This window comes from Streptomyces sp. NPDC002088 (assembly GCF_040296605.1).
Classification (GTDB): Bacteria; Actinomycetota; Actinomycetes; order Streptomycetales; family Streptomycetaceae; genus Streptomyces.
On the sequence record NZ_JBEOXO010000052.1, the window covers coordinates 1 to 26402 of the forward strand.

General features: G+C 67.1%; 26 protein-coding genes and 4 pseudogenes. 9 read left to right on the plus strand and 21 right to left on the minus strand.

Translation table 11 applies throughout. The features are described from left to right. Positions 1 to 280 precede the first annotated feature (280 nt). Entirely contained in the window at positions 281 to 1102 is an 822-nt protein-coding gene (locus ABT114_RS48155; protein WP_351153149.1) for a maleylpyruvate isomerase family mycothiol-dependent enzyme, read from the minus strand. Positions 1103 to 1267: 165 nt separating this feature from the next. Between ABT114_RS48155 and ABT114_RS48160 the strand changes: the two genes are divergently transcribed. Further along, positions 1268 to 1486 (plus strand): hypothetical protein, encoded by a 219-nt coding sequence (locus ABT114_RS48160; RefSeq protein ID WP_351153152.1) that lies wholly within the window; start codon positions 1268 to 1270, stop codon positions 1484 to 1486. A gap of 9 nt (positions 1487 to 1495) precedes the next feature. On the opposite strand, the gene ABT114_RS48165 is transcribed toward ABT114_RS48160, so the two are convergent. Beyond that, entirely contained in the window at positions 1496 to 1885 is a 390-nt protein-coding gene (locus tag ABT114_RS48165; RefSeq protein WP_351153155.1) for a hypothetical protein, read from the minus strand. 195 nt (positions 1886 to 2080) lie between these two features. Beyond that, positions 2081 to 2434, minus strand: coding sequence for a hypothetical protein (locus ABT114_RS48170; RefSeq protein WP_351153157.1), 354 nt, complete (start codon positions 2432 to 2434; stop codon positions 2081 to 2083). Between the two features lie 242 nt (positions 2435 to 2676). Between ABT114_RS48170 and ABT114_RS48175 the strand changes: the two genes are divergently transcribed. The 5 genes and pseudogenes from ABT114_RS48175 to ABT114_RS48195 form a co-directional block, all read left to right on the plus strand. After that, positions 2677 to 2925 carry an antitoxin MazE7 gene (locus ABT114_RS48175; RefSeq protein ID WP_351153159.1) on the plus strand — a complete coding sequence of 83 codons (249 nt, stop codon included), beginning with the start codon at positions 2677 to 2679 and terminating at the stop codon, positions 2923 to 2925. Positions 2926 to 2928: 3 nt separating this feature from the next. Further along, positions 2929 to 3315, plus strand: coding sequence for a toxin Doc (locus ABT114_RS48180; RefSeq protein ID WP_351153162.1), 387 nt, complete (start codon positions 2929 to 2931; stop codon positions 3313 to 3315). A gap of 428 nt (positions 3316 to 3743) precedes the next feature. Next, positions 3744 to 4256 (plus strand): transglycosylase SLT domain-containing protein, encoded by a 513-nt coding sequence (locus ABT114_RS48185; protein WP_351153164.1) that lies wholly within the window; start codon positions 3744 to 3746, stop codon positions 4254 to 4256. A gap of 207 nt (positions 4257 to 4463) precedes the next feature. After that, positions 4464 to 4662 (plus strand): annotated as a pseudogene (locus ABT114_RS48190) (S-(hydroxymethyl)mycothiol dehydrogenase); the annotation flags it as partial. A 53-nt stretch (positions 4663 to 4715) separates the two neighbouring features. After that, a pseudogene (locus ABT114_RS48195) lies at positions 4716 to 5075 on the plus strand (MBL fold metallo-hydrolase); the annotation flags it as partial. 371 nt (positions 5076 to 5446) lie between these two features. Here the strand turns inward: ABT114_RS48195 and ABT114_RS48200 are convergent. From ABT114_RS48200 to ABT114_RS48280, 17 genes and pseudogenes are all read right to left on the minus strand, one after another. Next, positions 5447 to 6547 carry an S-(hydroxymethyl)mycothiol dehydrogenase gene (locus ABT114_RS48200; protein WP_351153167.1) on the minus strand — a complete coding sequence of 367 codons (1101 nt, stop codon included), beginning with the start codon at positions 6545 to 6547 and terminating at the stop codon, positions 5447 to 5449. A 289-nt stretch (positions 6548 to 6836) separates the two neighbouring features. After that, positions 6837 to 7781, minus strand: coding sequence for a PDR/VanB family oxidoreductase (locus tag ABT114_RS48205; RefSeq protein WP_351153169.1), 945 nt, complete (start codon positions 7779 to 7781; stop codon positions 6837 to 6839). Then, the gene (locus ABT114_RS48210; protein WP_351153172.1) at positions 7771 to 8973 is read right to left on the minus strand and encodes an aromatic ring-hydroxylating oxygenase subunit alpha; all 1203 of its coding nucleotides are present in this window, start codon (positions 8971 to 8973) and stop codon (positions 7771 to 7773) included. The genes ABT114_RS48205 and ABT114_RS48210 overlap by 11 nt, the downstream gene beginning before the upstream one ends. 117 nt (positions 8974 to 9090) lie before the next feature. After that, entirely contained in the window at positions 9091 to 9846 is a 756-nt protein-coding gene (locus ABT114_RS48215) for a VOC family protein (protein ID WP_351153175.1), read from the minus strand. Then, positions 9843 to 10991, minus strand: coding sequence for a PucR family transcriptional regulator (locus ABT114_RS48220; protein ID WP_351153177.1), 1149 nt, complete (start codon positions 10989 to 10991; stop codon positions 9843 to 9845). Before ABT114_RS48220 ends, ABT114_RS48215 begins: the two co-directional genes overlap by 4 nt. Before the next feature lie 87 nt (positions 10992 to 11078). Then, complete coding sequence (locus tag ABT114_RS48225) at positions 11079 to 11990, minus strand: LysR family transcriptional regulator (RefSeq protein ID WP_351153180.1); 912 nt, start codon at positions 11988 to 11990, stop codon at positions 11079 to 11081. Next, a complete protein-coding gene (locus ABT114_RS48230; RefSeq protein ID WP_351153182.1) occupies positions 11987 to 12205 on the minus strand; it encodes a hypothetical protein in 219 nt (72 codons plus the stop codon). Before ABT114_RS48230 ends, ABT114_RS48225 begins: the two co-directional genes overlap by 4 nt. A gap of 46 nt (positions 12206 to 12251) precedes the next feature. Continuing rightward, positions 12252 to 13610 (minus strand): MFS transporter, encoded by a 1359-nt coding sequence (locus tag ABT114_RS48235; protein ID WP_351153185.1) that lies wholly within the window; start codon positions 13608 to 13610, stop codon positions 12252 to 12254. Positions 13611 to 13833: 223 nt separating this feature from the next. Continuing rightward, a pseudogene (locus tag ABT114_RS48240) lies at positions 13834 to 14199 on the minus strand (enolase C-terminal domain-like protein); the annotation flags it as partial. Positions 14200 to 14274: 75 nt separating this feature from the next. After that, positions 14275 to 15027, minus strand: coding sequence for an SDR family oxidoreductase (locus ABT114_RS48245; protein WP_351153188.1), 753 nt, complete (start codon positions 15025 to 15027; stop codon positions 14275 to 14277). Beyond that, entirely contained in the window at positions 15017 to 16696 is a 1680-nt protein-coding gene (locus ABT114_RS48250; RefSeq protein ID WP_351153191.1) for an oxidoreductase, read from the minus strand. The genes ABT114_RS48245 and ABT114_RS48250 overlap by 11 nt, the downstream gene beginning before the upstream one ends. A 5-nt stretch (positions 16697 to 16701) precedes the next feature. Next, positions 16702 to 17703 carry a dihydrodipicolinate synthase family protein gene (locus ABT114_RS48255; RefSeq protein ID WP_351153194.1) on the minus strand — a complete coding sequence of 334 codons (1002 nt, stop codon included), beginning with the start codon at positions 17701 to 17703 and terminating at the stop codon, positions 16702 to 16704. A gap of 231 nt (positions 17704 to 17934) precedes the next feature. Continuing rightward, on the minus strand, positions 17935 to 19503 hold the full coding sequence (locus ABT114_RS48260; RefSeq protein ID WP_351153197.1) for an APC family permease: 1569 nt from the start codon (positions 19501 to 19503) through the stop codon (positions 17935 to 17937). Between the two features lie 196 nt (positions 19504 to 19699). Continuing rightward, entirely contained in the window at positions 19700 to 21028 is a 1329-nt protein-coding gene (locus ABT114_RS48265) for a flavin monoamine oxidase family protein (protein ID WP_351153200.1), read from the minus strand. 12 nt (positions 21029 to 21040) lie between these two features. Continuing rightward, the gene (locus ABT114_RS48270; protein ID WP_351153203.1) at positions 21041 to 21388 is read right to left on the minus strand and encodes a cupin domain-containing protein; all 348 of its coding nucleotides are present in this window, start codon (positions 21386 to 21388) and stop codon (positions 21041 to 21043) included. Between the two features lie 112 nt (positions 21389 to 21500). Then, positions 21501 to 23090: an aldehyde dehydrogenase family protein gene (locus tag ABT114_RS48275; protein ID WP_351153206.1), complete on the minus strand. Its 1590-nt coding sequence runs from the start codon at positions 23088 to 23090 to the stop codon at positions 21501 to 21503. Between the two features lie 79 nt (positions 23091 to 23169). Then, positions 23170 to 23400 carry a hypothetical protein gene (locus ABT114_RS48280; RefSeq protein ID WP_351153209.1) on the minus strand — a complete coding sequence of 77 codons (231 nt, stop codon included), beginning with the start codon at positions 23398 to 23400 and terminating at the stop codon, positions 23170 to 23172. Positions 23401 to 23731: 331 nt separating this feature from the next. On the opposite strand from ABT114_RS48280, the gene ABT114_RS48285 reads away from it, so the two are divergent. Together ABT114_RS48285 and ABT114_RS48290 are read left to right on the plus strand one after the other, a co-directional pair. Then, the gene (locus ABT114_RS48285) at positions 23732 to 23929 is read left to right on the plus strand and encodes a hypothetical protein (RefSeq protein ID WP_351153212.1); all 198 of its coding nucleotides are present in this window, start codon (positions 23732 to 23734) and stop codon (positions 23927 to 23929) included. A gap of 190 nt (positions 23930 to 24119) precedes the next feature. Further along, complete coding sequence (locus ABT114_RS48290) at positions 24120 to 25781, plus strand: sigma-54-dependent Fis family transcriptional regulator (RefSeq protein ID WP_351153215.1); 1662 nt, start codon at positions 24120 to 24122, stop codon at positions 25779 to 25781. 192 nt (positions 25782 to 25973) lie between these two features. On the opposite strand, the gene ABT114_RS48295 is transcribed toward ABT114_RS48290, so the two are convergent. Continuing rightward, on the minus strand, positions 25974 to 26315 hold the full coding sequence (locus ABT114_RS48295; protein WP_502988525.1) for an integrase core domain-containing protein: 342 nt from the start codon (positions 26313 to 26315) through the stop codon (positions 25974 to 25976). On the opposite strand from ABT114_RS48295, the pseudogene ABT114_RS48300 reads away from it, so the two are divergent. Then, a pseudogene (locus ABT114_RS48300) lies at positions 26274 to 26402 on the plus strand (IS5/IS1182 family transposase); the annotation flags it as partial. The gene ABT114_RS48295 and the pseudogene ABT114_RS48300 overlap by 42 nt on opposite strands.

Sequence of the window (26402 nt, forward strand, 5' to 3'; positions counted from 1 at the left end):
CATCCGCACCCTGGTGAAGATGTGCGTGGCCGTCGTGCCCACCAGGAGCCGGGCTTGCCGAGGGGCATGGCCGGCCCTCGCCTGCGGCTTGCGGTCGTCCTGGGGCGTCTCCCTCGTCGATCCTCCTTGTGCCCGTCCGGGGGACCCCCGCACGGAAGGGAGCCAGCGAGAGCGCCCACGCCCCGCCAGCAATGAGCGGACCGCTCGGCGGCGTCAGGACGCCGCCGGCCGGCTCCGGCCCGATGAACCGGTGCGTCCGCGTGGCTGTCCGGAAGACGGCTCAGGGCGCGGTGAACAGGGTCGGGAAGCGGGGGGCCAGCCATGGGCGGGGCCCCCAGGAGAGGATCTGTCCCTGGGCGATGGCGCGCCAGGGGTTGAGCCGGCCCAGTGCGATGAGCAGGAAGGCGACGGGATCGAGCAGGATGGTGCAGTCCGGGCGTTGCGGTTGTGCCCCCGGCGTGATCTGCACGGCGCCGTCGGTCAGGGACACGCCGAACGCCTCGCCCCCGCGCAGCCGGATCCGGTAACGGGCCGTGAGCCCGGCCGTGGCTGAGGGGTCGGCGACACGCGGCATGACCGAGAGCATGAACGGCATGCACAGCTTTACTCGGGACCGGTCGACCATGTGCGGACGCTTCAGGGCGCGAGCCAGGTCGTATCCGTGGCCGAGCATGTGGGTGAGCAGATACGACGCGAGAACGGGCCGGTCCATCAGGCCCAGGGGTGTGGCTGGTGCCGGTCCGTCGGCCGCGAAGCGCGACAGGGCGTCCAGGAACGCCTCCGCCTGCTCCGTGATCATCGTCGCGAGAGGCTCCGCCCGGCGCTCGGTGAAGACGGTGAGGGACTCGGCGTTGGCCTCGGCGAGGCTCTGGGGCGTCCCGTCGCCGTAGGGGCGCTCCCGCCCGGCTGCCAGGTCGGCTATCAGCTCGTTGGCCAGGGCGAGGTGGGCGGCTGCCTCGCCGACGGTCCACTCCGACCCCGGCACGGCAAGCGCCGTGTCGCTCGCGCTCCGCATCAGCGTGGCGATCTCTTCGGCGGTGTCCCGGATCGCCTGTCCCAGCCCGTCGGGCAAGGGCCACGCGCTGTCCTGCCGATCCGTCATGTGCACGCTGATTGCTCCCCATCGCCGGACACGCCCAACACGCGTGCGGCGCTCGTACCCAACCAGACCCCGGGGGCGGGCGGCAAGTCCCGCGCGCCCCCGCATCGGTCCTGGCACCCGGTGGCCGCAGGCGCGGGGAGCTCGGACGTACCGCAACCGTCCGGCGTGGACGAGTCCATCGCGGAAGACGAAGAGGCCGGACGGCTCCGACGCCGAGTTCCTTGCGCTCGTGGCGCTCCAATCGAGAACCGGTTCGACTGGCTGGTCGCCGAGACGTCCCTCAGCATCAACGGCCGGCACCCGCACTACGAGCCCGAGGAGGCCCACGCGCGCGTCATGCGCGCCGACCACAAGGGTGTCTGTATCCAGCTGCTGGAGCGGTAACGGGGAAGCTCAATGGCGCTGTGACTCGAGGAACGCGGCGTCCCGAAACGCTCTGAGGGCTTTGCCCCTGGTGACCTGGAGTTCCTTCATGACCGCTTCCTTGTTCAGGTGTGTGTTACGCAGGGTGATGCAGCGGCGGGCGAGGGCGAGTCGCTCGGGATGGTCTTCGGGGGCTTCGTAGAAGACGGCGTCCTGCAGCAGTTCCTTGACCGACTCGACGGATCGACCCATGGTTTTCGCGATCTGTGTGCGTGCCATGCCGGATCGCTTGTGCAGGAGGGCTTGCGCGGCGGCGTTGTGCCGTCGTTCGTGACGTATCTGTTCGCGGACGAAGTAGCCGTACCAGAACGGCATCCGTCCGCCGAGGTCACCGTCGCGCGTCGTGCCCCAGGTGAACACTGGGTGCTGGTCACGGTGGTTGTGGAGGACTTTCAGGACGGAGGCGGCCGGGTGTACCCGCCGTCCTGCCGCATCAGGAGCCGCTGTTCCTCGGTGAGTGTGGTCATGACGCTCTGCCAGGCGCTGTGCAGCCCGGCGGCCGCGTTGGCCATGTCGAGGAGCATCTGCCAGGGCCATTTGGGGACGGTGAGGCCGCTACGGATGCCGTCGCTCTCCCAGCGGTTGACTTCGGCACGTACGTACACGGCGAAGCCGGGCGGTGTTCCAGGCCCGTACCACGTCGTGCCACATCTTGGCGGCGGTCGCGGGCAGGTAGGCGACCCGCCGTCCGGCCAGGTCGAAGGCCACGGCCCGTGCGTCCCACGGATTGTGCGGCTCGGGCACCAGCTCGGCCTTGACCTGCTGGCCGGCGCGGAATCTGCTGAGCGGTTCCTGGAAGTAGTACGTCGCCGACGCGTAGTACTGCCCGTCCGGACAGCCGTGGTCGTCGAGCAGAATACGGCGCGCGGGCCTGACGTACTCCGCAGGGCGACGCGTGTGGATCCCCATGACTGCCATCCCTCCCTGCCGACGGCGCATATGATCTTGATAGTCGGCTTTGAGATCATAAATGGACGCAGCGTGGCCGGTGTCTGACGACCAGATGGTCAGCCCTGGTCAGAGTGAGGGTCCGTACCCCCGGAGGGCGATGTGAGCCGGGCCCGCGCCAGGCGACCCGCTCAGGACGCGCGGCCTTGAGCAACCGCAGTTCGGGTAGCGCGGCGGGTATGCCGAGCGGCATACTCCGAGGTATGGCAGACACCAGCGTCAAGATCGACGACGAGACACGGGACCTCTTCAAGGCCCTGGCGGACGAGCGCGGTATGTCCATGAAGGACTACCTCGCCGACCTCGCCCGACGGGAGGAGACGGCACGTCGCCTGGAGACGGCAACCGCTGCCTTCCGGCGCATCATCAACGAACCCGGCCTCGTGGAAGCGTTCGACGCCGAGTTCGGCGGTCTCCCGACTCTGCCGCGCGACACCCCGCGGGCGGCCTGACCTGTGCCTGGTCCCGAACTGCACGTCGACTACCGGTGGTTCCTGGAGCGCCAGGAAGAGCTCCTCCCGGACGACCTGACCGTGAACGACTTCTCTGTCCTGGTCGGCATGGCCGCCCGTCACCGGGTCGACCCGCCCCGGCATGACCAGCACCCTGACGCCTGCTGGCGGGCCGCCGTGTTTCTGGAGGAGTGCGTTCTGTTGCGCCCTCTCCCTGCCCGCAACGAGCTGTTCGGCTACGGCGTCGCAGTCGCCTACCTGGAGGCCTCCGGGCAGCGGGTCGACACGAAGTTCGAGCTGTGGCGGGAGCTGATCCACGACATCCGCGCCCTGCGTGTGGACTCCTATGGAGTCGCCGACCGTCTGCGCTCCTGGCGCAGCACCGACTGAACGGGACGGGGCGGGCAGCAAGCGGGGACATCCGGTGTCCGCCCCATGGGGTGCTGTCGGCGGTCCGGTGTGGCCGGTCTGGAGGGGGTTGGTGTGGGGGTGGAGGTGATGCCGCCCATAGGGGGTGGGTCACGTCCTAGCGGGGGTCGTAGTGTGGCCCGTCCTGGACCTGGGGCGAAAAAGGTCAAAAGGGGCAATTCGTGGTGTTTGTCCGTAGTGGGGTAGTAGGTCACATGTTTGCGTGGGTTTCCAGGCGTCGCTAACCATGGTGGTCGTTGCCGGGTGCAGCGGTGCCGGCCGGCGGGTCATCCGCCGGGTGTGTCTGCCGCTGTCCGTGCAGTGGCGGGGCCTCGCCCCGACGCCTTACAGGCCGCGACCGGTGTAACCGGCCGGCGCCTCGATGACGTCCCCCTTGGAGAGACCCTTTCATGACCGCGATCTTCTCTTCCCGCCGTTTTGCCCGTCTTCGTACTGTTGCTCTGACCGGTCTGGCGACCACCGGTGCCGCGGCTGCCGCGGTGACGCTGATGCCGGCGTCCGCTCAGGCAGCGGAGGCGCCGCGGGCCGTGCACCAGGTCACGGTGGCCCAGGACACGCACGCGGCCCCCAAGGGCTCCGCGGGCGGAAACCTCGACGGCTGGATCAAGCAGTCGCTGGCCATCATGAAGGCCAAGGGCATTCCCGGCAGCTACGAGGGCCTGCACCGCAACATCATGCGTGAGTCCGGCGGCAACCCCAACGCCCAGAACAACTGGGACGTCAACGCGAAGAACGGTATCCCGTCCAAGGGGCTGCTGCAGGTCATCGATCCGACGTTCAACGCCTACCACGTCGCGGGCACCGCCCACAGTGTCACCGACCCCGTCGCGAACATCACCGCGGCCGCCAACTACGCCGCCCACCGCTACGGTTCCATCGACAACGTCAACTCCGCGTACTGACCCGGCGCACCCATCGCGCACAGCGGCAGCGCCCCCGACCGGACGGCCGGGGGCGCTGCCGCGGGTTTACCGCGCTGCTGTGGACGCGGCAGGGTCCCGTGACGGAGCTCCTGCTGGACCAGCGGGAGGGGCAGCTCTTCGCAGACGCCGGCCTGGTGACCTTCGCCGCCGACTGGTCGCTCTTGCTCGACATCGGGATGAGTTTCCCGCGGCGGCGCGCTCAAGCCGTCGTAGTACGGGGGACTGCCTTCCCTCGCGTGACTTCCCGATGCTCATCGACCTGTACCTGCAGGGGCGACTCGACCTGGAGGCGCCCGTCACCGAGGCGATCGCGCTGGACGACGTCGAGAAGGCCTTCGCCCGCATGCACGACGGCGAAGTCCCGCGTTCGGTGGTGGTCTTGTGACCGGCGCCCGCGTCGAGTACCTCGTCACATCCGGCAGGGCGGGACGTGGGACGTACATCGGGGCGGCCCCCGCCCTCGCTGTCCGCACAGGTGCGCCCGGCCTGCTCCACCCCGACGACCTGCCGTTGTGGAAGCAGTCATATTCCGAGCGGCTGCCGGACGGAGAGCCGGCGGACGGACGGTCAGTGTCGCGGGGACGTCACTGACCGTCCTGCACACGCCCGGCCACGCACCGGGCGCGATCTGCCTGTGCGCCGAGGAGTCGGGCACGGTCTTCACCGGCGACCGACTCCCGACGGAGCCGGTTGCTGATCCTCCCGCCGGAGACGGTCGTGCGGACCGGCCATGGTGAATCGACCAGCATCGGCGCCGAGGCCCCGCACTTGGAGGAGTGGATTCAACGGGCGTACTGACGGGGTGTTCCGTGCCCCTGGCTCCGGCGCCGGGGCACGGCTCCTTCCGCGGCCTCGGGATCTCACTCAGTAGGCGACAGAGAAGCGTGTGCGGTGGTGCTTCGGGTTCTCGATCCCGTCGATGATGGCTTTGGCGAAGTCGGGCCCGAGATCGCGGACACGCCGTTCTCGTCGAAGAACGCGACGTCCGTGCCGATCCTGTCATGGCCGGTGGCCTCGCCCGGGATCCGGTACCACGATCGTCTCGATGCGTACCGGTTCACCCTTGGACCGGCCTACCATGCCGTTCACGTGCTGGGACATGCGATGGGTTCCATTTCGCCGTCCAGGCTGAATGTTCCGGAGGAGACCCGTGGTCTACGCGCGCCGCATCAGATGATCACCACTGAGCGCAGCATCTCGCCGTGGTGCATCCGCTCGATCGCTGCCTCCACGTCGGCGAGTCCAATCTCCTCGGTCACGAACGCGTCGAGGTCGAGCCGGCCCTGTAGGTAGAGGTCGATCAGCAGCGGGAAGTCGCGACTTGGCAGGCAGTCGCCGTACCAACTCGACTTCAGCGCGCCGCCGCGGCCGAAGACATCGATGAGCGGCAGGTCGGGAACCTTCATGTCGGGCGTCGGCACGCCCACCAGCACGACTGTGCCGGCGAGGTCGCGGGCGTAGAACGCCTGCTTCCAAGTCTCCGGGCGGCCGACAGCGTCGACAACGACATCGGCACCACCGGCGCCGTTGTAGAACTCTGCCGAGATCCGCTTGATCTCCGCGACCGGGTCGACCTTGGAGGAGTCGACCGTGTGGGTCGCGCCCATCTTGGTGGCGGTCGCCAGTTTGTTGGGGTCGACGTCGACGGCGATGATCGGGTTGCCGCCGACAAGCACGGAGCCCGCAATCGCCGCAACGCCGACACCGCCGCAGCCGATCACGGCGACGGACTTGCCGCGTGTGACCGCGCCGGTGTTGATCGCCGCACCGATGCCGGCCATCACGCCACATCCGAGGAGACCAGCGGCAGCCGGGCGGGCTGACGGGTCGACCTTGGTGCACTGGCCCGCGGCGACCAGCGTCTTCTCGGCGAATGCGCCGATGCCCAGCGCCGGAGACAGCTCGGTGCCGTCCTCAAGGGTCATCTTCTGCGTCGCGTTGTGGGTGGCGAAGCAATAGTGAGGGTTGCCGCGTTTGCAGGCCCGGCACTCACCACACACTGCACGCCAGTTGAGAATCACGAAGTCACCGGGTGCGACGACGGTGACGCCAGGACCGACCGACTCGACCACCCCAGCGGCTTCGTGGCCGAGCAGGAACGGGAAGCCGTCGTTGATCCCACCCTCGCGGTAGTGCAGGTCGGTGTGGCAAACGCCGCAGGCCTGCACCTTGACCAGCGCCTCGCCCGGTCCCGGGTTGGGCACGTTGATGGTCACGAGCTCGACCGGCCGGTTCCTGCCACGGGCGATTACGCCCTTGACCTGATGCATTGTGTCTCCTGTCTATCGGGGTAGTTCCGAAAGTCACTTGGTTGCGCTCTCGGGGGAGAGGGACGGTCGATGTCAGTCGCGGGGTTCGTGGGCCTTCGGTCGGGCGCCAATGGCTCCAAGACGCCGTCTCTGGGCGCTGCCCGAGCATCCGCTGGGACCTTTTCCGGGTGGGGACTCTCGGAGGAATCCAGACTCGACGAGCCTTCCCTACGCGACGCCGAACTGTGCGTGGCCTTGCACCTGGGTGGCAGCATGAGGGTCGGTCGGGTTGCCGGTCATCGTGCCCGCTTCAAAGGTCGAGGACGAGTTGCGGGCTGATGGCGCGGGACACGCAGATCAACATCGTCGTGCCTGCTTCCCGGTCGTCGTCCCCCAGGAGCTGGTCGCGGTGGTCGGGCACGCCGTCGAGCACCTGCGTTTCGCAGGTGCCGCACAGGCCCTCTCGGCACGAGGTTTGGACGATGACGCCTACGCGGGCCAGCGCGTCAGCGATCGACTCGCCCGCAGTCACTTCACATACGACGCCACTGCGTTCGGCGACGATGGTGAACGCGTCCGACGGCCCGTTGGTGCTTGTGCCGGAGAACCTCTCCAGGTGCAGCGACCCGGCGGGCCACGGCTCGCACAGCTTCTGTACAGCGTCGAGCAGACCGGTGGGACCGCAGCAGTAGACCAGGGTGTCGGGCCGAACTGTGCCCAACAGCGCGGGCAGGTCAAGAAGACCGCGCTCGTCCTCCGGAACCAGCTGCACCCGGCCCTGGTAGAGCTGCAGCTCGTCGGCGAAAGCCATCGAGTCGCGAGTCCGCCCGCCGTATGCCAACTCCCAATCGATGCCCTCGCGATCCGCCTGTCTGATCATGGGCAGAATAGGTGTGATCCCGATGCCGCCCGCGATGAACAGCACCCGATGTCGGGCTGCGAAGGTGAAGTTGTTCCGTGGCCCCCGGACGGTGACCACGTCGCCGACGCGGATGTGCGTGTGCACGTACTCGGAGCCACCGCGGCTCTCGGGGGCGCGCAGCACGGCTATCTCGTAGGCCCGATCGTCCTGGGGGTCACCGCACAGCGAGTACTGGCGTACCAGCCCGTTCGGCAGGACCACATCGATGTGCGCGCCAGGTTCCCAACGGGGAAGGGGTGCGTGGTCGCCACGCTCAAGGCGCAGCGACCGTACACCCGCGGCCTGGGAGACCGCGGCGGTTACCTCAAGGGGGAACTCGAGGTCAACTGGCATCGCGGGCGCCCAAGGTGATGGCCAGCGGCTTCTCCCAACGGCCAGTGAGGTAAGCAGTGGCGAGCTGGGCCTGGAAGGCACGGACGCCGTCCTCACGCTCGTCGAAGGGTCCTGGCCTGTACCCGTTGGTCAGCATGCCCTGGTATACGGACTCGCAGGCTCCGAAGTCCTGGAGGTTGGTGACGTCCCAGAACGACGCGGCGAACGAGGGGTCGAAATCCGGACGTTCGGCAACGTCTCGGGGGAACAGCCATGAGCACTCCACCCACGTCTGACCGGGAGCCAGAGGCACCAAACGGTGGGTCATCACGTAGTCCGGCTGCAGGGTGAGCAGCAGATTGGGCGCGAGCATGAAGTAGTACGCCCATCGGGCCTGCTCATCGCTGATCCCCGAGATGCGCTCTCCGCCGCTGCGGCCGTCGAGGCTATTGGTGTCGGCATCCTTTCGCAGCTCCAAGCCGCCTCCGAGCCACATGCCGGTCTGGTGCAGACTCATCGCCGACTCCGGGGGGCTGACGCGGCAGAGCTCCGGGTGGATCGACGGGCAGTGGTAGCACTCGAGGTAGTTCTCGATCACCGTCTTCCAGTTGGTCTGGAGCGTGTACGTGTGGGACTTGGCAACGACCATGTCGGTGGGGTCCCACGGGGCGACCACGTCAGTCAGATTGCCGACCCACTCGCTGAAGTCGGGAGCGTCGTTGGAGGCGTTGACGAAGATCCAGCCGAACCATTCGGCTGCCCGCAGCCCGATCAGCGGCCATTCCTCCTTGGAAAAGTTCTCCGTGTCCATGAACTGCGTTGCCGAGCGGAGTCCGCCGTCCAGCCCGTAGACCCACGAGTGGTAGGTGCACTGGATCAGCTTCTTGTTGGTGCACGTGTCCGCGGGAAGGAGCTCGTGTCCGCGGTGCCGACACGCGTTGTAGAAGGCGTGGATGACGCCGGCGTCATCGCGGGTCAGCAGAATGGCTTGGGTGCCGACCCGGACGGCACGCTGGTCGCCGGGGGCCCCGACGTCGCTGCTGCGCCCCACGCAGACCCAAGCGGCCTCCAGGAGGTGCTTGCGCTCCCAGTCGAGGATCTCGGGGGACAGGTATGCGTCTGCTGGGAGTGTACGGGCATCGGAGAGTCGTTCCTCGAGCACGACGTCCAGCGCAGAGGTAGTGAGAGGAGCGGGCGGAAGGACGGTGGTCATGTTGTCGTCTCCCTCATTGGGGTGCCAGGACAGGCAGCGACGAACCTAATCACCCGTGTGGTGCGACAACATATGCGTGCGCCCAGTCCGACCCGCACTACTTGTGCGTGGTCACATTCACGTCTCGAACGTGGCGTGCTGCATGAGGAGCTCATCGGAGGCCGGCGTCTGCAGTCCGAAGGTGACCCCGAACGGATCGGCGAGCAAGGCGAAGGGACCCAGCGCTGATTCGGTGGCCGGCACTCGGACTCGCGCGCCCAGATCACTCAGGCGGGCGACCTCCGCCTCCAGGTCCAGGACACGCAGGTAGGGAATCCAGTGCGGCGGAACGGCTGACGGCAGGACATCCAACATGTCCACCACGCCGGCTACCGGTTTGTCCGCCGACGTCAGCAGACGGTAGTCGCCCGGGGTGGGCTCAGGCTCATCGATCACCCGACAGGACAGCACTCGGGCGTAGTAGGTCGCAGCCTCTTCGGCACATGGCGTGTACAAATCGAAGAAAGCCACGTCGCCAAGCCGCTGACTCGGCGTTCCAGGAGAAGTCAGGTCAGTCAGCCCGAACAGCGCCCCGTCGGGCGTGGAGTACACAGTTTCGTGCCGGTCGTGGACAGGCACGGTACCGGCCGACCCGGCGCCGAGGTCGAGCGCGCGGCGAGCGGCGGCGTCTCTGTCGGTGGTTCCGAAGCAGGGCACCCAACACCCCGACGGTGGTGTGGGAACGTCATTGGCCGGCACGAAGGGGATGCGTTGTCCGGGGGCGCCGCCGTCGCGCAAGCCGTCCGTGACCAAGGTGTAGAACGCGCGGCTGGCGCGTGTGTTGCCACCCACGAACAGGACGGTGTCTGGGGAGACTCGGGTGCCGTCGGTCACTCTGGCTCCCGCCCATCGAGCAGCGACGACAGATCGGCGGTAGTTCGCAGTTCCAAGCCCGAAGTAGCCAGCCAGAAGTGTGTGCGACTGCTCGGAGAGCTGATGCTGCGCCCGGTTAGCTCCTCGATCAGTCGCAGGCGGTTGCGCAGGGTGTTGCGGTGCACGTACAGCGCCGCCGCAGTCGCCTCCGATTCACCGTCCTCCGCTAGGTAACGACGGAGTGTGGTCACGAGTGAGGTGCCATTCTTTCGGTCGTACTCCAGAAGCGGTGCCAGTGCCTCGGCCGCGAGATCGCTCAGCGGCAGCCCGGCCTCCAAGCTGGCGATCAGGAGGGCCGTGGTCAGGTCCTGAGTCCGGTGCACGTGCACACCGTAGCCTTCGGCCAAGGCGTTGCGCGCGTCGAAGTAGCCGAGCCGCAGACCGCGCACGCCGACGCGCGCTTTGCTCACCCCGACACGGGCGTCGGGTCCCAAGCTCGTGAGGTGTTCGTGGCACAACTTGGCCACGAAGAGTCCGGCTCCCTCGGGGACGACCAGGACAACCCTGTCCTGCACGACAGCCCGCAAATGCGGATCGTGTTGTTGGGTTAGCAGGGTGTGCAAGTTCCAGGGGTAGGAGCGAAGTCGCCGAGGCGGGCAGGCCACGGATCCGACGACAATCTCGTGCGCCTTGTGAACGTCCAGGCCGTGCTCGTTGAGTCGCCGCGCGCCCTCCTCCTCGCTCGGGCGGCCGGCGATGATGTCTTCCAGTACTTGGCCCAGCAGCTCCCTGCGCCCGCTTAAGATGGCGTGCCGGCGGGACAACTCGATGCCGGCCAGCGTCGCGGCGAAGGAGAGCAACGTCGGTGGCACGTCCTGCCCCCGTGCGCACAAAACGGCGACCGGCTCGCCTTCCAACTCCACGGGTCGGAGCATGCTGCCGGCGACGGGGCCGCCGGACGGGGGCGAGGCCGCAACCAATTCCTCCGTCGGCCACTCGGCCCGCGCCGGCACGCTGACCAAGACCCCACCGCGCAGGTCGATCACGGCCACCGGCGCGCCCGAGACCCGGTAGAGGGCGCTCACCAGCGCATGCAGCGGCCGCTCCGCAGTCAGCGCGTCGGCCAGGGTGTGATGGTCGGCAAAGTCGGAATCAGCCGACGTCATGGCTCCGCATCCTACTACCTCGGTCGGACCCGGTGGCAGCTCATGAAGGTTTCTGCGCCGTCTGCGTCCGGGCTCTGTGTCGCTCACTCATCGTGGCTCCCTTGCCGGCGGCGTTCCCAGAGGCAGGGCGAGACCGGCGTCGGCGACTGCCCGCTGCAAGAAGCGCAGTACCTTTCGTGTGATCTCCCAGCGGAGTTGAGCAGCCGGCAGGACGACCCAGTAGCGGCCTGCGTACGAAACCTCGTCCGGAAGCACCCGGACGAGGGCGGGGTGCCGGTCGGCGATGAACGACGGCATCACCGCGATGCCGACCCCGGCGAGCGCGGCCTCCTCATGCACCAGCAGGTTGTTGGACTGCAACCGAATGACGTTCGGAAGCATCGGTCTCAGGGCCTCGAAGTCCGGGAAGGCGGCGAGTGGGTCCTCCTCGTACCAGCACAGCACGTGCTCCTGCAGGTCCTCGATCCGGCTGATCTCGGGGTGATGGCGGAGGTAGTCACGGGTTGCGTAGAGCCCGATCTCGTACCGGGCGAGCTCCTGAGACCGGACGCGGGGTGACGTGGGCCTGGCCCGAACCACCGCAACGTCATACGAAACACCCTCACGGCTCGCCAGCGACGCCACCGTCACGATACGGAGGACGGCCCGCTCCTCGGTGATCGCGCGCCCGCACCGTGGCGCCAGCACCGCCGCGGCGAACCCGTCCGGAGCCAGAATGGTCCACTCTTCCGGGACCGAGGCGATCGGGTCACCTTCCGCGAACGCGTCCACCCCGAGAGACACCAGACGGGCAGCAGGCAAGAGGCCTTCGCCGCTCGGCGTGAGTCTCCACCCGGTACTGGTCCGACTGAAGAGACGCACACCGAGAGCCTTCTCCAGGCGGCCGATCCGGCGGCTCACCGTCGTATGGTCGACCCCGATCTCCTGACTCGCACGGACCAGGGTCTTCGCCTCGGCCAGGACGTGGAAGTACCGCACGTCCTCCGCATCCACACTCATGCCGGTTCCGCGATGGGCCGGGTGACCGGCGGGCCGAAGCGCAGGCCCTCGGCGTCCGGGAGCTGCGGCAGGGCGATCACGTCGAGGGTGGGCAGGCCGTGTCCGAGGAACTCCGGCGTCACGTCCGGGGTCACTGCGCGCAGATCGAGTACGCGGTCACCATCGGGGACGACGGGAATCTCCTGGCCTGGACAGCCGAGGCGGGCGATACGCATGATGCCTTTCCCGAAAGCCTTCCTGAAGACTTTCCTGAGAGTTGGTTCAGCGGTACGTGCCGGTCGAGGCACGGAGTTCGGTGACGGTCGTCGCGGCCAGGTCGCGGCCCCGTGTCTCGGGTCCGAGGGCCACCGCGGCGCCCCCGACAACACAGGAACCGATGACGAACAGCGCGACGCCCCAGGAGCGGTCTCCCGTCGCAGCGACCAGGGCGACGGCGATGAGCGGGGTCAGTCCACCCGCGACGGCGCCGGCCACCTCCCGGTACAGGGCAAGCCCAGTGAAGCGGGAGCGCGCCGTGAACAGCTCGCTGAAGTAGGCGGCCTGCGGAGCGAACATGCAGCCCACGCCGATGCCCATGCTCACCACGACGACCAGGGTCACGGCGAGCGAGGTGTGCACGTGGTCGATCACCCAGAAGTACGGGAAGGCGAAGACGGCGGAGAAGAGGGTCCCGGCCAGGGCCACCGGCTTGCGGCCGACGCGGTCGGTGAGCCGGCCGAACAGCGGCAGCGACACGGCCGTCACCGCCGTGCCGACCGTGACCGCCACAGGTCCCGTGGAGCTGGACAGCTGCAGGGTGTCGGTGAGGTAGGCGGCCAGGAACGTCAGGTTCAGATACGCGACGACGCACTGCGCGGCCTGCAGGCCGAACACGACCAGGCCTGCCTTCCATTCGTGACGCACCACGTCCCGCACCGGCGAGACCTCCGCCGTCTTTGAACGCTCCTGGGCCGCCTCGAACGCCGGGCTCTCCGCCAGCCGCAGCCGGATGAGCAGAGCCACACCGATGACCACCACGCTCGCCGCGAACGGGATCCGCCATCCCCAGGCCAGGAACTGGTCTTCCGGCAGCTGCGTCGCCAGCGCGAAGGCACCCGACGCCATGAGGATGCCGATGTAGACGCCGGCGCCGGGTGCCGCGCCGAACAGGCCGCGCCGTCGCGGTTCGGAGAACTCCGCGGCCAGTACGGCGGCCCCACCGTACTCGGCACCGGCCCCCAGCCCCTGGATCGCGCGCAGCACCACCAGCAGGATCGGGGCGAGCGCGCCCGCCTGCTCGTACGTCGGGACGAGCGCCATGCCAATGGTCGAGGATCCCATCACCAACAGGGTGAGGACCAGGACGCGTTTACGGCCGAACAGGTCGCCCATGCGGCCGAAGATGACGCCACCGAGCGGCCGCACGAAGTAGCCGACGGCCAGCGTGCCGAACGACGCAAGCAGCGACGCCGTGGAGTCGAACGACGGAAAGATGATCTTGTTGAAGACGAGGGCCGCCGCGGCACCGTAGAGGTAGAAGTCGTACCACTCGAGGGCGGAACCCACGAGCGAGGCCAACAGGACTCTGCGGCGGTGCGCGGCCGCCGTGTGGACGGGCTTGACCGTGGTCAGGGTGAACATCGTCGTCCTTCGGAGTGCTGGAACGGACAGCGGGACGGGACCGGTGGCGTACTGGGGGTAGGGAAGCGACCGGGGCGCGGGTCAGGCGACGCGTCGGTCGTCGATCGCGTCGCGGTCCCAGGCGATACCGAGACCGGGCTCGGAGGGGGGCATGCGCAAGGTCGTCGGCGATACGCAGCTGACGTGCCGTCACGGCGCGCAGCTGCGGGATGTACTCGACGTAGTGGGCGTTGGGAATGGCCGCCGTGAGGCTGACGTGGATCTCCATCAGGAAGTGCGGGCAGACGTCGACGTTGAAGGCCTCCGCATGATGGGCGACCTTCAGCCAGGGCGTGATGCCACCGATCCGCACCACATCGGGCTGCACGATCCCCGCGGCCCCGCGCTGCAGGTACTCACGGAAGTGGCCGAAGGAGTACATGGACTCGCCGACCGCCACCGGCACGGTCGTCACGGCAGCGAGGCGCTCGTGCCCGGCCACGTCGCCAGCGGGCAGCGGCTCCTCGAACCAGCCCACGTCGTACGGTTCAAGGAGAGCCGCGCGACGTACGGCCTCGGCGGCGGTGAAGGCCTGGTTCGCGTCCACCATGACCCTCACCCTCGTACTCACGCGGAGAGCCGCCCAGTCGGCTCCCCTGATCTCGCGACTTCGAGAGGCGGTCGCTTACAGCGACTGTGCGCCGTCAACGACCAGGGTCACCCCTCGGATGAAGTCGGCGGCCGGCGAGGCCAGGAAGCCGACTGCTTCGGCGATGTCACGGGGTGCGGCCAGTCTGCCCGCCGGTATGCCGGATCGATACGACGTCAGATCGCCGACGATCTGCCTGTCGTTCGGAACACCGAGCTCCTCCCACTGCCGACGCTGCATCTCGGTGTCACACGACCCCGGAGCGACGGCGTTGACGCGAATGCCATCGGCCGAGAGTTCCAGGGCCAGGCATTCGAGCATCATCTTGGTGGCTGCCTTGGTGGCGCAGTAGGCCCCCAGGTCGAGACGCGCCTTGTGGGCGCAGTTGGACGTGATCGCGATCAGCGAACCCCGCCCCTGGGCGCGCATATGGGGGATGTGCGGACGGAAGGTGTTGAGGACCCCCACCGTATTGACCTGGAAGTGGCTGACCAGGTTGTCGACCGGGTCGCTTGCCAGGTGACCGGAGACACACCTGCCGGCGTTGGCGACCACGGTGTCCGCCGGACCGCCCAGCTCCTTGGCCAGCGCCAGCGCTGCCTGTTCCATGGCCGCGGCATCGCTCACGTCGCACGCGGCGAAGGCAACGCGGCCGCGCAGCCGGCCCGAGGGCTCCTGCCGGTCGATCACCGCGACACGGCCTCCGTCTTCCAGGAGCTTCTCGGTGATCGCCTGCCCGATTCCCTGGCTGCCCCCGGTCACGAGGGAACGCATCGGTTCACTGGTCATCTTCGTCTTCCTTCCACGCTTGAGTGTGTGCATCGAGCACGGCTGCCGCGAGCTCGCCCGGCTGCGCCGCGTCCCCGATGCGGATCGTGCGCGCTCCGGGGACGCGGAACGCGTCGTCGGGCCGGGGCTTACGCAGGTCATGGAGCAAGAGGTGGTGGAGCCTGTCGCTCTTCATGAGCCGCTTCGGCAGCGGGACGAAGGACAGGACACGGATGAGGACCCGGAAGGGGAGGCCGAGTCCGGCCACGTAGCCGGCGCCCCTGGCGTCGGCCACGACATCCACGCCGGAGCGCCATGCGACAGGGGGCTCCAGCTCTCCCGGCGGGGAGAAGGTGACCCCGGCGTCGACGGCTTCCTCCCACAGCCCGTCGAAGTAGCGGTGCATCCGCTGCCGGTCCGGGCGGTAGCCGTTGAACGCGGGCGCTGCTGCCGCCCTCCAGGTCCGGTCCCTCGCGACGACGTACACCTCGTGCCCCGCACGGGCTGATTCCAACGCGTACGTCAGACCGGCTGGACCGGCGCCCAGGACAAGCCGTCGTTGCGTTGCAGTACGTGCGTCGGGCCTGTCGGCGGACGTCACCGTCGGATTCACCGCGCAGGCGAGCTGTCCACCCGAACGCATGGTGCGAACACAGTGGTTGCACGCCAGACAGGTGCGCACGCGTCGGCGCTGTTGGGTCTTGCGTGCCCAGTGTGGATCGGCGATCTGGCCACGCCCCACGGCTACGAAGTCCGCCCAGCCTCGGGCGAGGGCGTTCTCGGCGACGTCCGGCACGTTCAGCCGTCCGACCGCGATCACGGGTAGCCGCGTGTGTGCCTTGACCGCGCGTGCCGCGTCGAGGAAGACGCCGTCCTCGTACGGCATCGGCGGGATCATGATCTCCGGGTCGACCGACTTGTAGTGGCCCCCGGTGACCGAGACGGCACAGACGCCTGCGTTCTCCAGATGGCGGAGCAGGTCGAACGAGTCGTCCAGCGACTGGCCGAGCGCGTAGTACTCCTGACCGCTGAAGCGGTAGCAGACCGGGATCCGGACCGCGGCGACGACCCGTCGTACCAGCGACACGATGAACGCGTACCGATCCGCCGCGTCGGTCACCACCCGGTTCTCGTCCGCGCTGGTCAGCTGTGCAAGGAGATAGCCGTGGGCGCCGTGCAGCTCGATGACGTCGAAGCCTGCGTCCTCAGCCCGTCGAGCCGCGGCCACATGGTCCACGATCAACTGCTCCAGCGTCTGATCGTCGAGGAGATCGGGGAAGTTCGTGTAGCGCCCCGCCTCGTAGACGGGCACCGGACCTGGCGTGACGCCCATGGGCCGCCCGCCCCGCTCTGTCGGGAGCGCCCGGGCGCCGCCGTGCCCCAACTGGATGCCGACACGGGCACCCTCTGCCTGGACGGCCTTGACGAGGGTGCGCAGCCCCGGCACGTACTCGTCTGCGTCGATGCCCAGTTCGCGAGCCCGGTGCCGGCCCTGCCGCTGCGGGGAGGCCATCTCCACCATCACCAGACCACAGCCACCCCGGGCGCGCTCCCGGTAGTAGCTGACGAGTTCCGGCGTCACCTCGCCGGACGGGTCCGCCAGCCGGGTCGTCATGCTGGGGAGCACGACCCGATTGCGAACCTCGACGCCGCCGATCGCGCTCGGGCTGAAGAGGTGCGGGTAGGACATCGTCGTTACCCGATTCCGGCGTCGGCGCAGGCCGCCTTGAGCGTGGCCAGCTCAGCGGCGCCGACCTCGACCAACGGGCGCCGTACATGCGTGGTGTCCTGGGGGATCCGCCCCAGGAGGCCGAGGGCGGCCTTCATCCGGTTGTGCTGGTCGAAGAGGGGTTCGGCGTAGCAGGCGACGGCGAGTGGATAGATGCGATCCCAGACCGTACGCGCCTCGGCCAGATCGCCGGCCCGGACCGCTGCGAGGAGCCGGCTCTGCAGGTCGGCGACCAGGCTGCCGTGACCGCTGAGGACGCCGTCGCTGCCCACCAGGAGAGAGGCGAAGAGGGAACGGCTGAAGCTGCTGAGAACGGAGACCTGGGGGGCTTCGGACTTGATCGTCCGCCATGTGTCCTCGTACTCGACGATGTCGTAGGACCACTCCTTGATGGCCGCCACGTTCGGGACGGTCCGGCAGATCTCCAGGGTGGTCGCGAGCGGCAGGGCCAACGGGCTGCCGACCGGGTACTTGAAGATGATGAGCGGAGCGTCCACGGCCTCGGCGACAGCTTCGTAGTGCGCGCGCTGCGCTTCAGGACGCAGCTGCGACCCTCCGGCGAACACGCCCGAAGGGAACACGAGCAGCGCCTGGGCGCCGGAGTCGACCGCTCGCCGCGCCTCGGCGGCGGCCCGGGCGCTGCCGTCGTCGTAGACCCCGGCCACCACGCCGATGGACTCGGGAACCACCGAGACGACGTGCTCGATCATGCGCGTTCGCTCGCTCGTGCTGAGGGTCGCGACCTCGGAGGCGTGTGCGGTGGTGGTGAGCCACTTGACCCCTGGTACGCCTGCAAGCCACCGAAGGTGTGTGGTGAGCGCATCCCAGTGGATCTCGCCCCCCGAAGACATGGGAACAATGTGCGCTGGAATGAGTCCGTTAATCGAAGATGGCAAAACATTCTGAGCCACGATGTCACCTTTCTGATCGATCTGAAGAAACCGTAAAAAGGAGCCCGAAGAGCGCACAAGAGACGGTTGCGCAAATGGCTGTGCGTTATTGCAGATTCTGCAGGTCAGCGTGGTATGCGTCCGTGCTCAAGTCGGCGACATTGCGGGCCGGTATGGGCCGAGGCGCCGTCGGGTCGCGCCCGGTGGGCCCTGCGATGCATTGTCCAGGTCCGGCCTGGCCGGCAGGCCGGACCTGGGGAATACTTCTGGTGCAGTCGGGAATTGGTGGCGAGGTTCCGCTGTGACTCGCTATGTCATGTCCGTCCCGACCTCTACCGAGTCCGCTTCGGCTTTTGCCGAGTCCGTCTCGGCCTCTGCCGAGGTCGCCGCATACCGTGGCCTTTGCAGCGAGCGAATCTGTCGCATCTCTTGCTCCAGGGCAATTGCGTCGGCGCCCTCGGGCACGGCGGGAGCCGGCAGTCGCCAGACCAGTGGAAGCCTGTCCTGGACCACGCGACGATAGACGTAAAGGACGACTGACAGGAGAAGCACGGCCACTGCCACAAGCGTGTCGCGTACACCTCCGTAGCCGATGAGACCGGGATTCAGGACGCCGATCACCGTGATGAATGAGTTGAACGCCACGAGCACGACCACAACAGGGATCCAAGCTCGACTCCGCCGGATCGGCCGCGGCCAGTTCGGGCGGTCCTTGCGCAGCATCAAGAAGGCCGACAAACCCAGGATGATCGCAAGGAGGTAACCAAGGTTGCTTGCGAGGAGAATGCTCACCGGCGCACCTACGAGCACCATCACGGTCGCATTGAGGAGCACATCCAAGGTCAGGGACCTGCCCGGCACTCCCCAACGGTTCACCCAGTCAAGTTGCTTGATGGTCAGCCCTTCCTGTGCAAGTCCGAAGAGAGCACGTCCTCCGTCGGCGGTCGTGGAAATGATCGCAATAAGCAGAGACGACGAAATCACAACGGTGCCGATCCAGCCGTAGCCTCCAAGTGCCTGGTCGAATGCGACCGAGACATAGGTCACGGGGTTGTCGCGGACCACGCTCTCGCCGATGCCACCGGAAAGTACGGTCGGAACCACGACGAAGAGCACGATCATGAACAGCGAAATCCGTGTCATCGCCTTGGACGTGTCACTGGCCGTGTTCTTGTATTCGGGAGCGAAGGAGGCGACGATCTCTGCCGCATATACGGCCCAGGCGGTCACATAGAACACAACGACTACTGTTCGCCAGTCTCCCTTGACGGACCAGGACATGTTGGCGGCAGACCAGTGGACCGCGGGGCTGACCAGACAGGCCACCGTAACCAGGGCCAAGCCGGCAATGACAAGCACTCCAAGGACCTTGTTCACGATCGCGCCGAACTTCAACCCGAAGTAGTTGAATGCCCAGGCGAAGAGCATTGCGCCGAGTGCAAAGATGTGCTCGAGCCCGAGTTGGTTCCCGAAAACGCTGAACTCGACATGGCTGTGCGGAAACCAAGTTGCAGTGATCAGCTGACCGAATACGACCGCCGACATCGAGATGGACAGTGACCAGCCCAGCCAGTAGCCGAATGCCGCAATCGCTCCCAGCGGTGCGAAGTACTTCTTCCACCCCTCGATCGCGTAGCGCGCAACCCCTCCGGAGTCGCGCGGGAACATCGACGCCATCTCGGCGAAGACAAAGCACTGCAGGAAACTGACGACGGCTCCGACGAACCAGACCGTGATCGCGGTCCAAGCGCCGACGACTCCCAGGAGGTAGCCGAAGGTCACGAACAACCCAACGGGCAGAGTCAGAGCCAACGCCATGCCGTCACGCCACGTGAGCGTCTTGGCGAGCCCGTGCTGGGCAGTTACATTCTCGGCCATACCAAAGCCCTTCGGTGGTGAGTGAGTTGTTGCTCGGTCATGTCGGTGGCTCAATGTGAGGAGGGTGCGTGACTGGCCTGGCGGCGCGTCCCTGGGTCAAGGCTCTCGGGAACTCGTGGGCACCCGGGTCCGGGAACACGTTCGTTTCGCCTGCGCGGGCGCCGGCGACGAGGCCGGCGCCCGCTTCGGGATGGATCTAGATGTGGCGGCCGAAGATCTGCGCATGGACCTCTCGGCCGGCGCTGATGCCAGACTCGATCGCTCCGTCGATGAATCCGTTCCACCCGTTGGCGATGTCGGATCCGGCGAAGAACACCCGGCCTTCGGGCTGCTGCAGCTCCGAGAGATGTGACACCGTCTGGTGGGGCCGGAACATGGACCAGGTGCCCTGTGAGAACTCGTCGGTGGCCCAGTTGTGGCCGGTGGTGGCCACGATGTCGAGATCACCGAAGATCTTGCCGAGTTCCGCCCGTATCTGGCTGATGTCACCCGCGTCCACGTTCGCCCCGTCGGGGCCGAACGCGATGAGCAACTGGCCATCGTCGAGGATCTTGTCCGTGACGACGTAGTTGATCAGGTGGTGGTCCGGCGCCACGGCGAAGAACGGCTTGGGCAGATCCCCTCGGACGTGCACCCAGACCTTCGAACCCCGACCGGCCTGCCGCTCCGAACTCGCTGCTTGCTTCCCGGCAGACAGTGCGGGACTGAACTCGATCGCCCCGAGGGTGTTCAGCGGTACCGCCACGACGACCCCCGACGCTCGCAGGACCTCGCCGTCGCGCGTGGTGACGACGACACCGTCATCGTTCTGCTCGACGGAGGATACCGGGGTGTTCAGGCGGATCTCGGCGAGCGAGTCGTCAGCGATCGCCTGGATCAGCGAGCGTGTCCCGTTCTTGAACTTGTAGCGCCCGACTGTGTCGAATACGGTCTGGATGTTGAAGTCGCTCAGCGCGTACCAGCGCAGCGCGGCGACCAGTCCGACCTCGCTGCACGGCGCGGAGCCCATCGCGCCCCACAGGCCGTTCGCGAGGTCCTTCTTCTCCGGCGAGATGTCGAGTGCGTCAATGCGATCCTGGATGGACAGCTTGTCGATCTGCGCGAGCGCATCGGATTGCAGGAAGGGCTCGAACGGTCGATCGAAGACCTCCCGGGCGTCCTGGACGACCATCTCCATGACCGATTCGATGGCCGACGCGGCGTCGTCGTAGGGGAGGATGCTCTGCTTGCCCCCGGTCACCGTGGCCGCGAGCTCCGGGGCGGAAACTCCGATCGTCTCCACGAGCTCCAGACCGTAGCGAGTGATCTCGGAGTAGACGTGGGGCTGGAACCAATGAACCCACGTGCCCCCCAGCTCCAGCGAGTGTCCCGGGAGGGCGTCGTCCTTGTACCAGGTTCGCCCGCCGATTCGGTCCCGGCCCTCCAGGACCACGACCTTGTAGCCGCGGCGGCTGAGTTCGCGCGAGGCGGTGACGCCGGCGAAGCCGCCGCCGATCACGATGACATCGTATGAATTGTTGCTCATTTCCAAGGACCTCTATCCGCTGATGACAAAGAACTTCTTGATCGGCTCGTGAATGTGGCAAACCGTCTTCGTGCCACGAGGGAACGAAGCGACATCGCCTGCCTTCAGGGAGACGGATTCGCCTCCAATGACCTCGACGGTCATGCGACCCTCGATCATGTACAGGGATTCGTCACCGAGATATTCATCTTCCAGGCCGCAGGGCCGGCACATGAAGATTCCGGTGAAGAGCTGTCCCTCGCCCTGTGTGCTCGTTCGGAGCCACTGGACCTTCGCGTCCGGCGTCCCGTAGAGGACGTTTTTCATGGGGTAGTCCTCGGGCGCGCTCAGGTCCTCATTTGCGACCGGGGGTTCAATCACTTTGCTTTCTTGCCTTCCTTTGTTTTCTGCCTGTCAGAGATCTTTCGTGACCAGGTCGGCGCCCGATCGCCGGAGAAGCCGGCCCAACTCGAGCTCGGCCGCTGCGGATCGCCTACTTGGCGATGTGGATCACACAACTGCCGGTGAACTCCAGCAGCCCGTCCATCCCGAACTCGACGCCGAGACCCGATTGCTTACGCCCACCGAACGGGACGTCAGGTGCCACCGCACAATGCGTGTTCACCCAGACCGTCCCGCTCTCAAGGCGCTGAGCGACAGCCGCGGCACGCTCCACGTCGCTGCCCCACACCGAGTTGCCGAGGCCGAACTCGGTCCCGTTGACCCGCTCGACCACCTCATCTAGGTCCTCGTACTTCAAGACGCTGCGCACCGGAGCGAACGTCTCTTCGGCGACGAGCGCACTGGCGTCGTCGATGTCTCGGACGACGGTGAGCTGCACGAAGTATCCGGGCGCATCGACCAGGTTCCCTCCGGCGATGATCTTCCCGTCACGTGCTGCGATGTCGAGCGCCTTCTTGGCGACTTCGAGCTGCCTTGCGTTCTGCAGCGGGCCGAACTCGTTGTCGGGGTCGAGGCCGGGGCCGATCTTTGCGTTGTTCGCCAGCCGGGCGAGCTCGTCACAGAACTCGTCGTACTGCGACGCGTGCACGAAGATCCGCTTGATGTTGATGCAGACCTGACCTGAGTTCCAGAAGGCGCCCTCGAAGATGCCCTGGGCGACCGTGGGAATGTCCGCATCATCGAGCACGACGGCTCCGTCGTTGCCGCCCAGCTCCAGGACAACTCGCTTGATGGTGTCGGCGCCGCTGGCCATCACCTTGCGACCCGCGGCGGTGGACCCGGTGAACGAGACCTTGTCGACTGCGTCGTGGGCGCTCAGGTACGGCCCGAGATCACCGCCGTCGCCCAGCACGTTGACCACACCTGCGGGCACCAGGTCCTGGACCATCTCGGCGACGAGCATCGCGTTGAGCGGTGTCGTCGGCGCCGGCTTGATGACGATCGTGTTCCCCGCGAGAAGCGCCGGCGCAAGCTTGTAGATCGTCTGAAAGAAGGGGAAGTTCCACGGAATGATCGCGAGAACCACACCGATGGGCTTGCGGTGGATCTCGATGCGTGACTCGTCGTCCTCGCGCAGGACCTCGGGGTCGAGGCGCAGCTCGGCGACGTGGCGCAGCCACGTGAGGGCGGCGTCGACATCACCCTCAGCCGCGGCGATCGGTTTCCCGTTCTCCAAGGTGATAATCCGCGCGATCTCGGTGCTACGCTCCTCGATCCGCTGCGCGAGCTGGTGCAGGATCTGCGTCCGCTCCGCCATCCCCGTCTTCTGCCAGTCGACGAAAGCTCGCGCAGCCGCGATGCAGGCCGCGTCGGCCTGACTCTCGTCGGCGACGGGCGCCACAGCGAAAGCCTCGCCGATCGCCGGGTCGATGACGGGCTGGCTCGATGCACCGTCGACCAGCTGACCGTCGATGAGCTGCTTGAACACCCGGTCTGACAGGTCGACCTTGGTGGCAGCGGGTTCCATCTTGAGCGTCATGATCGACTCCCTCTCCCTTGAGGTTTTGGCTGGTGGTGGTCGATCGCCGGTCCGCGATCTGTGGTGTCGATGCTGCGCCAGGAGCGGGCGAGATAACTGTTCAGGAATCAGACACCTGGTCCGGCGGCCGGGTGCTCGCACGACCGTGCAGGGTCGACGGCTGCCTCGCCGAGACGGGCTTGGCGTCGCCTGGCTCTGCTCGATCCACCCAACTCAGCAGCTACCCCTGCATGGATTCCGCGAGATTCCTGGCCTCCTGAAGCTGGCTCTCGGTGAGGTGACGCACGTCCCAGATGAGCTCGGCCACGCTGGCAACGGCTGACTTCGCATGTGAGGACACGCCCGGCAGCGCGAAGCCGGTCACCGCGGCCAGGTCATCGGAGGGGACATCGAGAACGGCGCAGAAGTCTACGAGAAGCTCAGCGGTCAAAAGGGTGGTGCCACGGCCCACCCCTCCGTAGGTGGCACCAGACCAGTAGCGGCCCGTGACACAAGAAACGTCTTGGCTACGGCTGTCCAGCTGAGGTTGCAATTCCGTGCCAGGCGCATGAGCACAGCGCCGGGACCATCTGGGCACTACTCGTGGGCCGGCGGTCTGGGAACAGGCTGCGCACGCACTTCCTGCGGCAGCGACGCCACGAACCCCCGCAAGCCGTTCCGCTGTTCTGGCGACAGAGCAAGGATGTTCCGGACGAGATAGGGAACATGCCATCCGGCCTTCGGGTCAACAGGAGCCAGATCATCAGGTACGTCGACACCTGCGAACACAAAGGGGGTCTGGCGTGTGCAGCCCGAGGGCGGGCGTGAGCCGCCACAGCTGGGCTCGGCTCGCCGCCCCGGAGCAGGCTCAGCAGCTCGGACTCGCCTACGTCGGCCGACCGGGCCAGGACATTGAGATCCAACTGCCCGTGCTCCGTCAGCCGCTCCAGCAGCACACCGGAGCCCTCACCCTCAGCCATACGTGCAGATCGGCCCGGTGATCACGTCCACGTCAGCAGCCGAACACGCCTTGCCGCGGTCGCCCGACAAGCGCACTGGCAACCCCGACTTCACGAGTTCAAGTTCAGTAGCGAACACTGGTAAGGAGTGCCCCGACGTGCGAAGATCCATAGCCTCAACACCAAGCCTCGGCCCGGCCCTTTGGGGAATCGTATGCCGTACCAAGACTTCGTGAGCGCCGACATGCCAGAAGACGATCTGCCCGTTGACCCGGACATCCGGCAGTCGTGGTACCGGTCAACCTTGGCCGGCCTCACGCCTGGCAGCCAGATCGCGATCGAGCCGGCGACGATGAACCTGCAGTCGCGGCTCGTCAGGGCTGCCACACCCATCCTGCAGGGTCTGGAGAACCAGCTGCACGGGTCCAACTTCGGCGTGTTGCTGGCTGACAACGAGGGCTTCATCCTTCATCGCACCTTCGGGACGCCGAAGCTCGCCGCAGCCTCGGATCGCTTGGGAGTGGTGGTCGGAGCGCAGTTCACCGAGCAGACGAGCGGCACCAACGCGGTCTCGACCCCGATCGAGACCCGCCGAAGCGTCTTCGTGCTCGGCGAGCAGCACTTCCTGGAGTGCTTGCGCGATCAGATCTGCTTCGGCTTGCCGATCTTCCACCCCGGGACCAGACGGCTGGAGGGCGTCATCAACATCATGGGGTCGAGCCGCGAGAGCCCCGCCCTGATGAAGCCGGTGTTGACCACTGCCGTATGGGAGATCCAGCAGCGCCTGCTCAACACCTACTCCGACGCCCAGGTCGCTCTCCTGCTCGCGTTCCGCGCCACGTGCGACAGGCACCGGCGGATGCCTGTGGTCGCGGTGGAGCCCAACGAGACCTTCACCAACGGGGCCGCCGCGATGGAGTTGCAGAGCAGCGACTTCACAGTGCTCCGCGAGTTCGCCGCACGGCCAGGACTCGACTCCGGCGATCGGGTGCTCGTCGACCTGAGCATCGGACAGCAAGCCGTCCTCGTGGAGCGCGTCTCCGAGCAGGGCGCCGTCTTCCGGATCATGCGCGATGAAGAAGGGACCGAGGCGGTGCCCCGCGCCTCGGTCCGGCACCGCACCCTCGGTGACGAGCTCGCGGATGCGGTGGCCCGTGCGCGAGCCAGCACCGGGCACGTCCTCGTCCGTGGTGAGCCGGGCTCCGGACGGACCTCCACAGCTCGCGAGCTCGCCGGGGGCGATGTCGACCTGGTCATCGACGGCCGCGACGCGATCGTCATGGGCCCCAAGGCATGGGCGGTGAAGCTGCGGCAGTTGGCCGAACGGCCGGTTGACGGGTTCGTCGTCGAGTCGGTCGACCTGTTGGACGCCCGGCTCCTCGGAGTCCTGTACGACGTGATGGAGTGGACGAGTTCGCGGATGATCCTGACCTGCGACCCGGACACGGACGCGATCGCTCGGGTGGCTGCCCTGTGCCGTTCCGTCATCGAGCTGCCCACGCTGCGGCAGCGTCGCAGCGAGTTGCCGGTCATCCTCACCAAGCTGCTGGCCGCCCGCGGAGCCAAGGACGTGCGCTTCGCGACCACGGCGGTCGCCACGCTCGCAGGTCAGGATTGGCCTGGGAACCTCAAGGAGCTGCAGGTCGTGGTGGACGAGGCGCTCGCCTCGCGCTCTGCCGGTGACATCACGGTGGCCGACCTCCCAGATCGGTACCGGACCCCCGTCCGCAAGCGGAACCTGGGGCTGCTCGAGCAGGCGGAGTTCGACACGATTCGCAAGGTGCTCACTCAGGTGCGGGGAAACAAGGTCCAGGCAGCGCAACTGCTGGGGATCAGTCGATCCACCCTCTATTCAAGAATGAGGGCACTCGGCCTTCAGTCGATCAGCTATTGAACGCTTGAAAGAACGGAGCGCTCCGTGGCCTCGGAACGCGCCTGGCCTGGCAGGCCGGGTGCGGGCCGCAGCCACGATGAACCGCCCGGGGTCTGTGGAGTGTCGGTGTGGAGACTCGATTCCATGTAAGGATCAGAGGCATGGCACGTCCCTCCTCCTGTCCTGCGGGGCTCGAAAAGGCATCGCTGCAGCTCAAGCCGCGTATCGGTACTCGTTGATGAGCCCGCCGAGGACGTGGGTGCGCAGGAGCCTGCGGGGCACGTGATCGTGCAACACCGCTGGCTGTCCCGGGGCTTCGGGTGGTCGTTGGTCTCGTGATCGGTGTGGCCGGTGGCAGTTGTAGTGCGCCTGATACTCGGCGAGGACCTGTCGGGCGTGGGCCTCGTTCATGATCAGGATATGGTCGAGGGCTTCGCGCCGGATCGTGCCGATTACTCGCTCGCAGTGGGCATTCACGCGCGGCGCCCGAGGTGCGTTGAGCAGTACCTCGGTGGTCTGCCCATCTCCGTCGGTATATCGGGCGCCGACCTCCACGACAGCCAGGCCCTGCAGCCCCTGGTCCGCGGGATCCCGCCGATCCGCTCCCGCCGCGGCCCGCGCCGGCGCAAGCCCGCCAAGCTG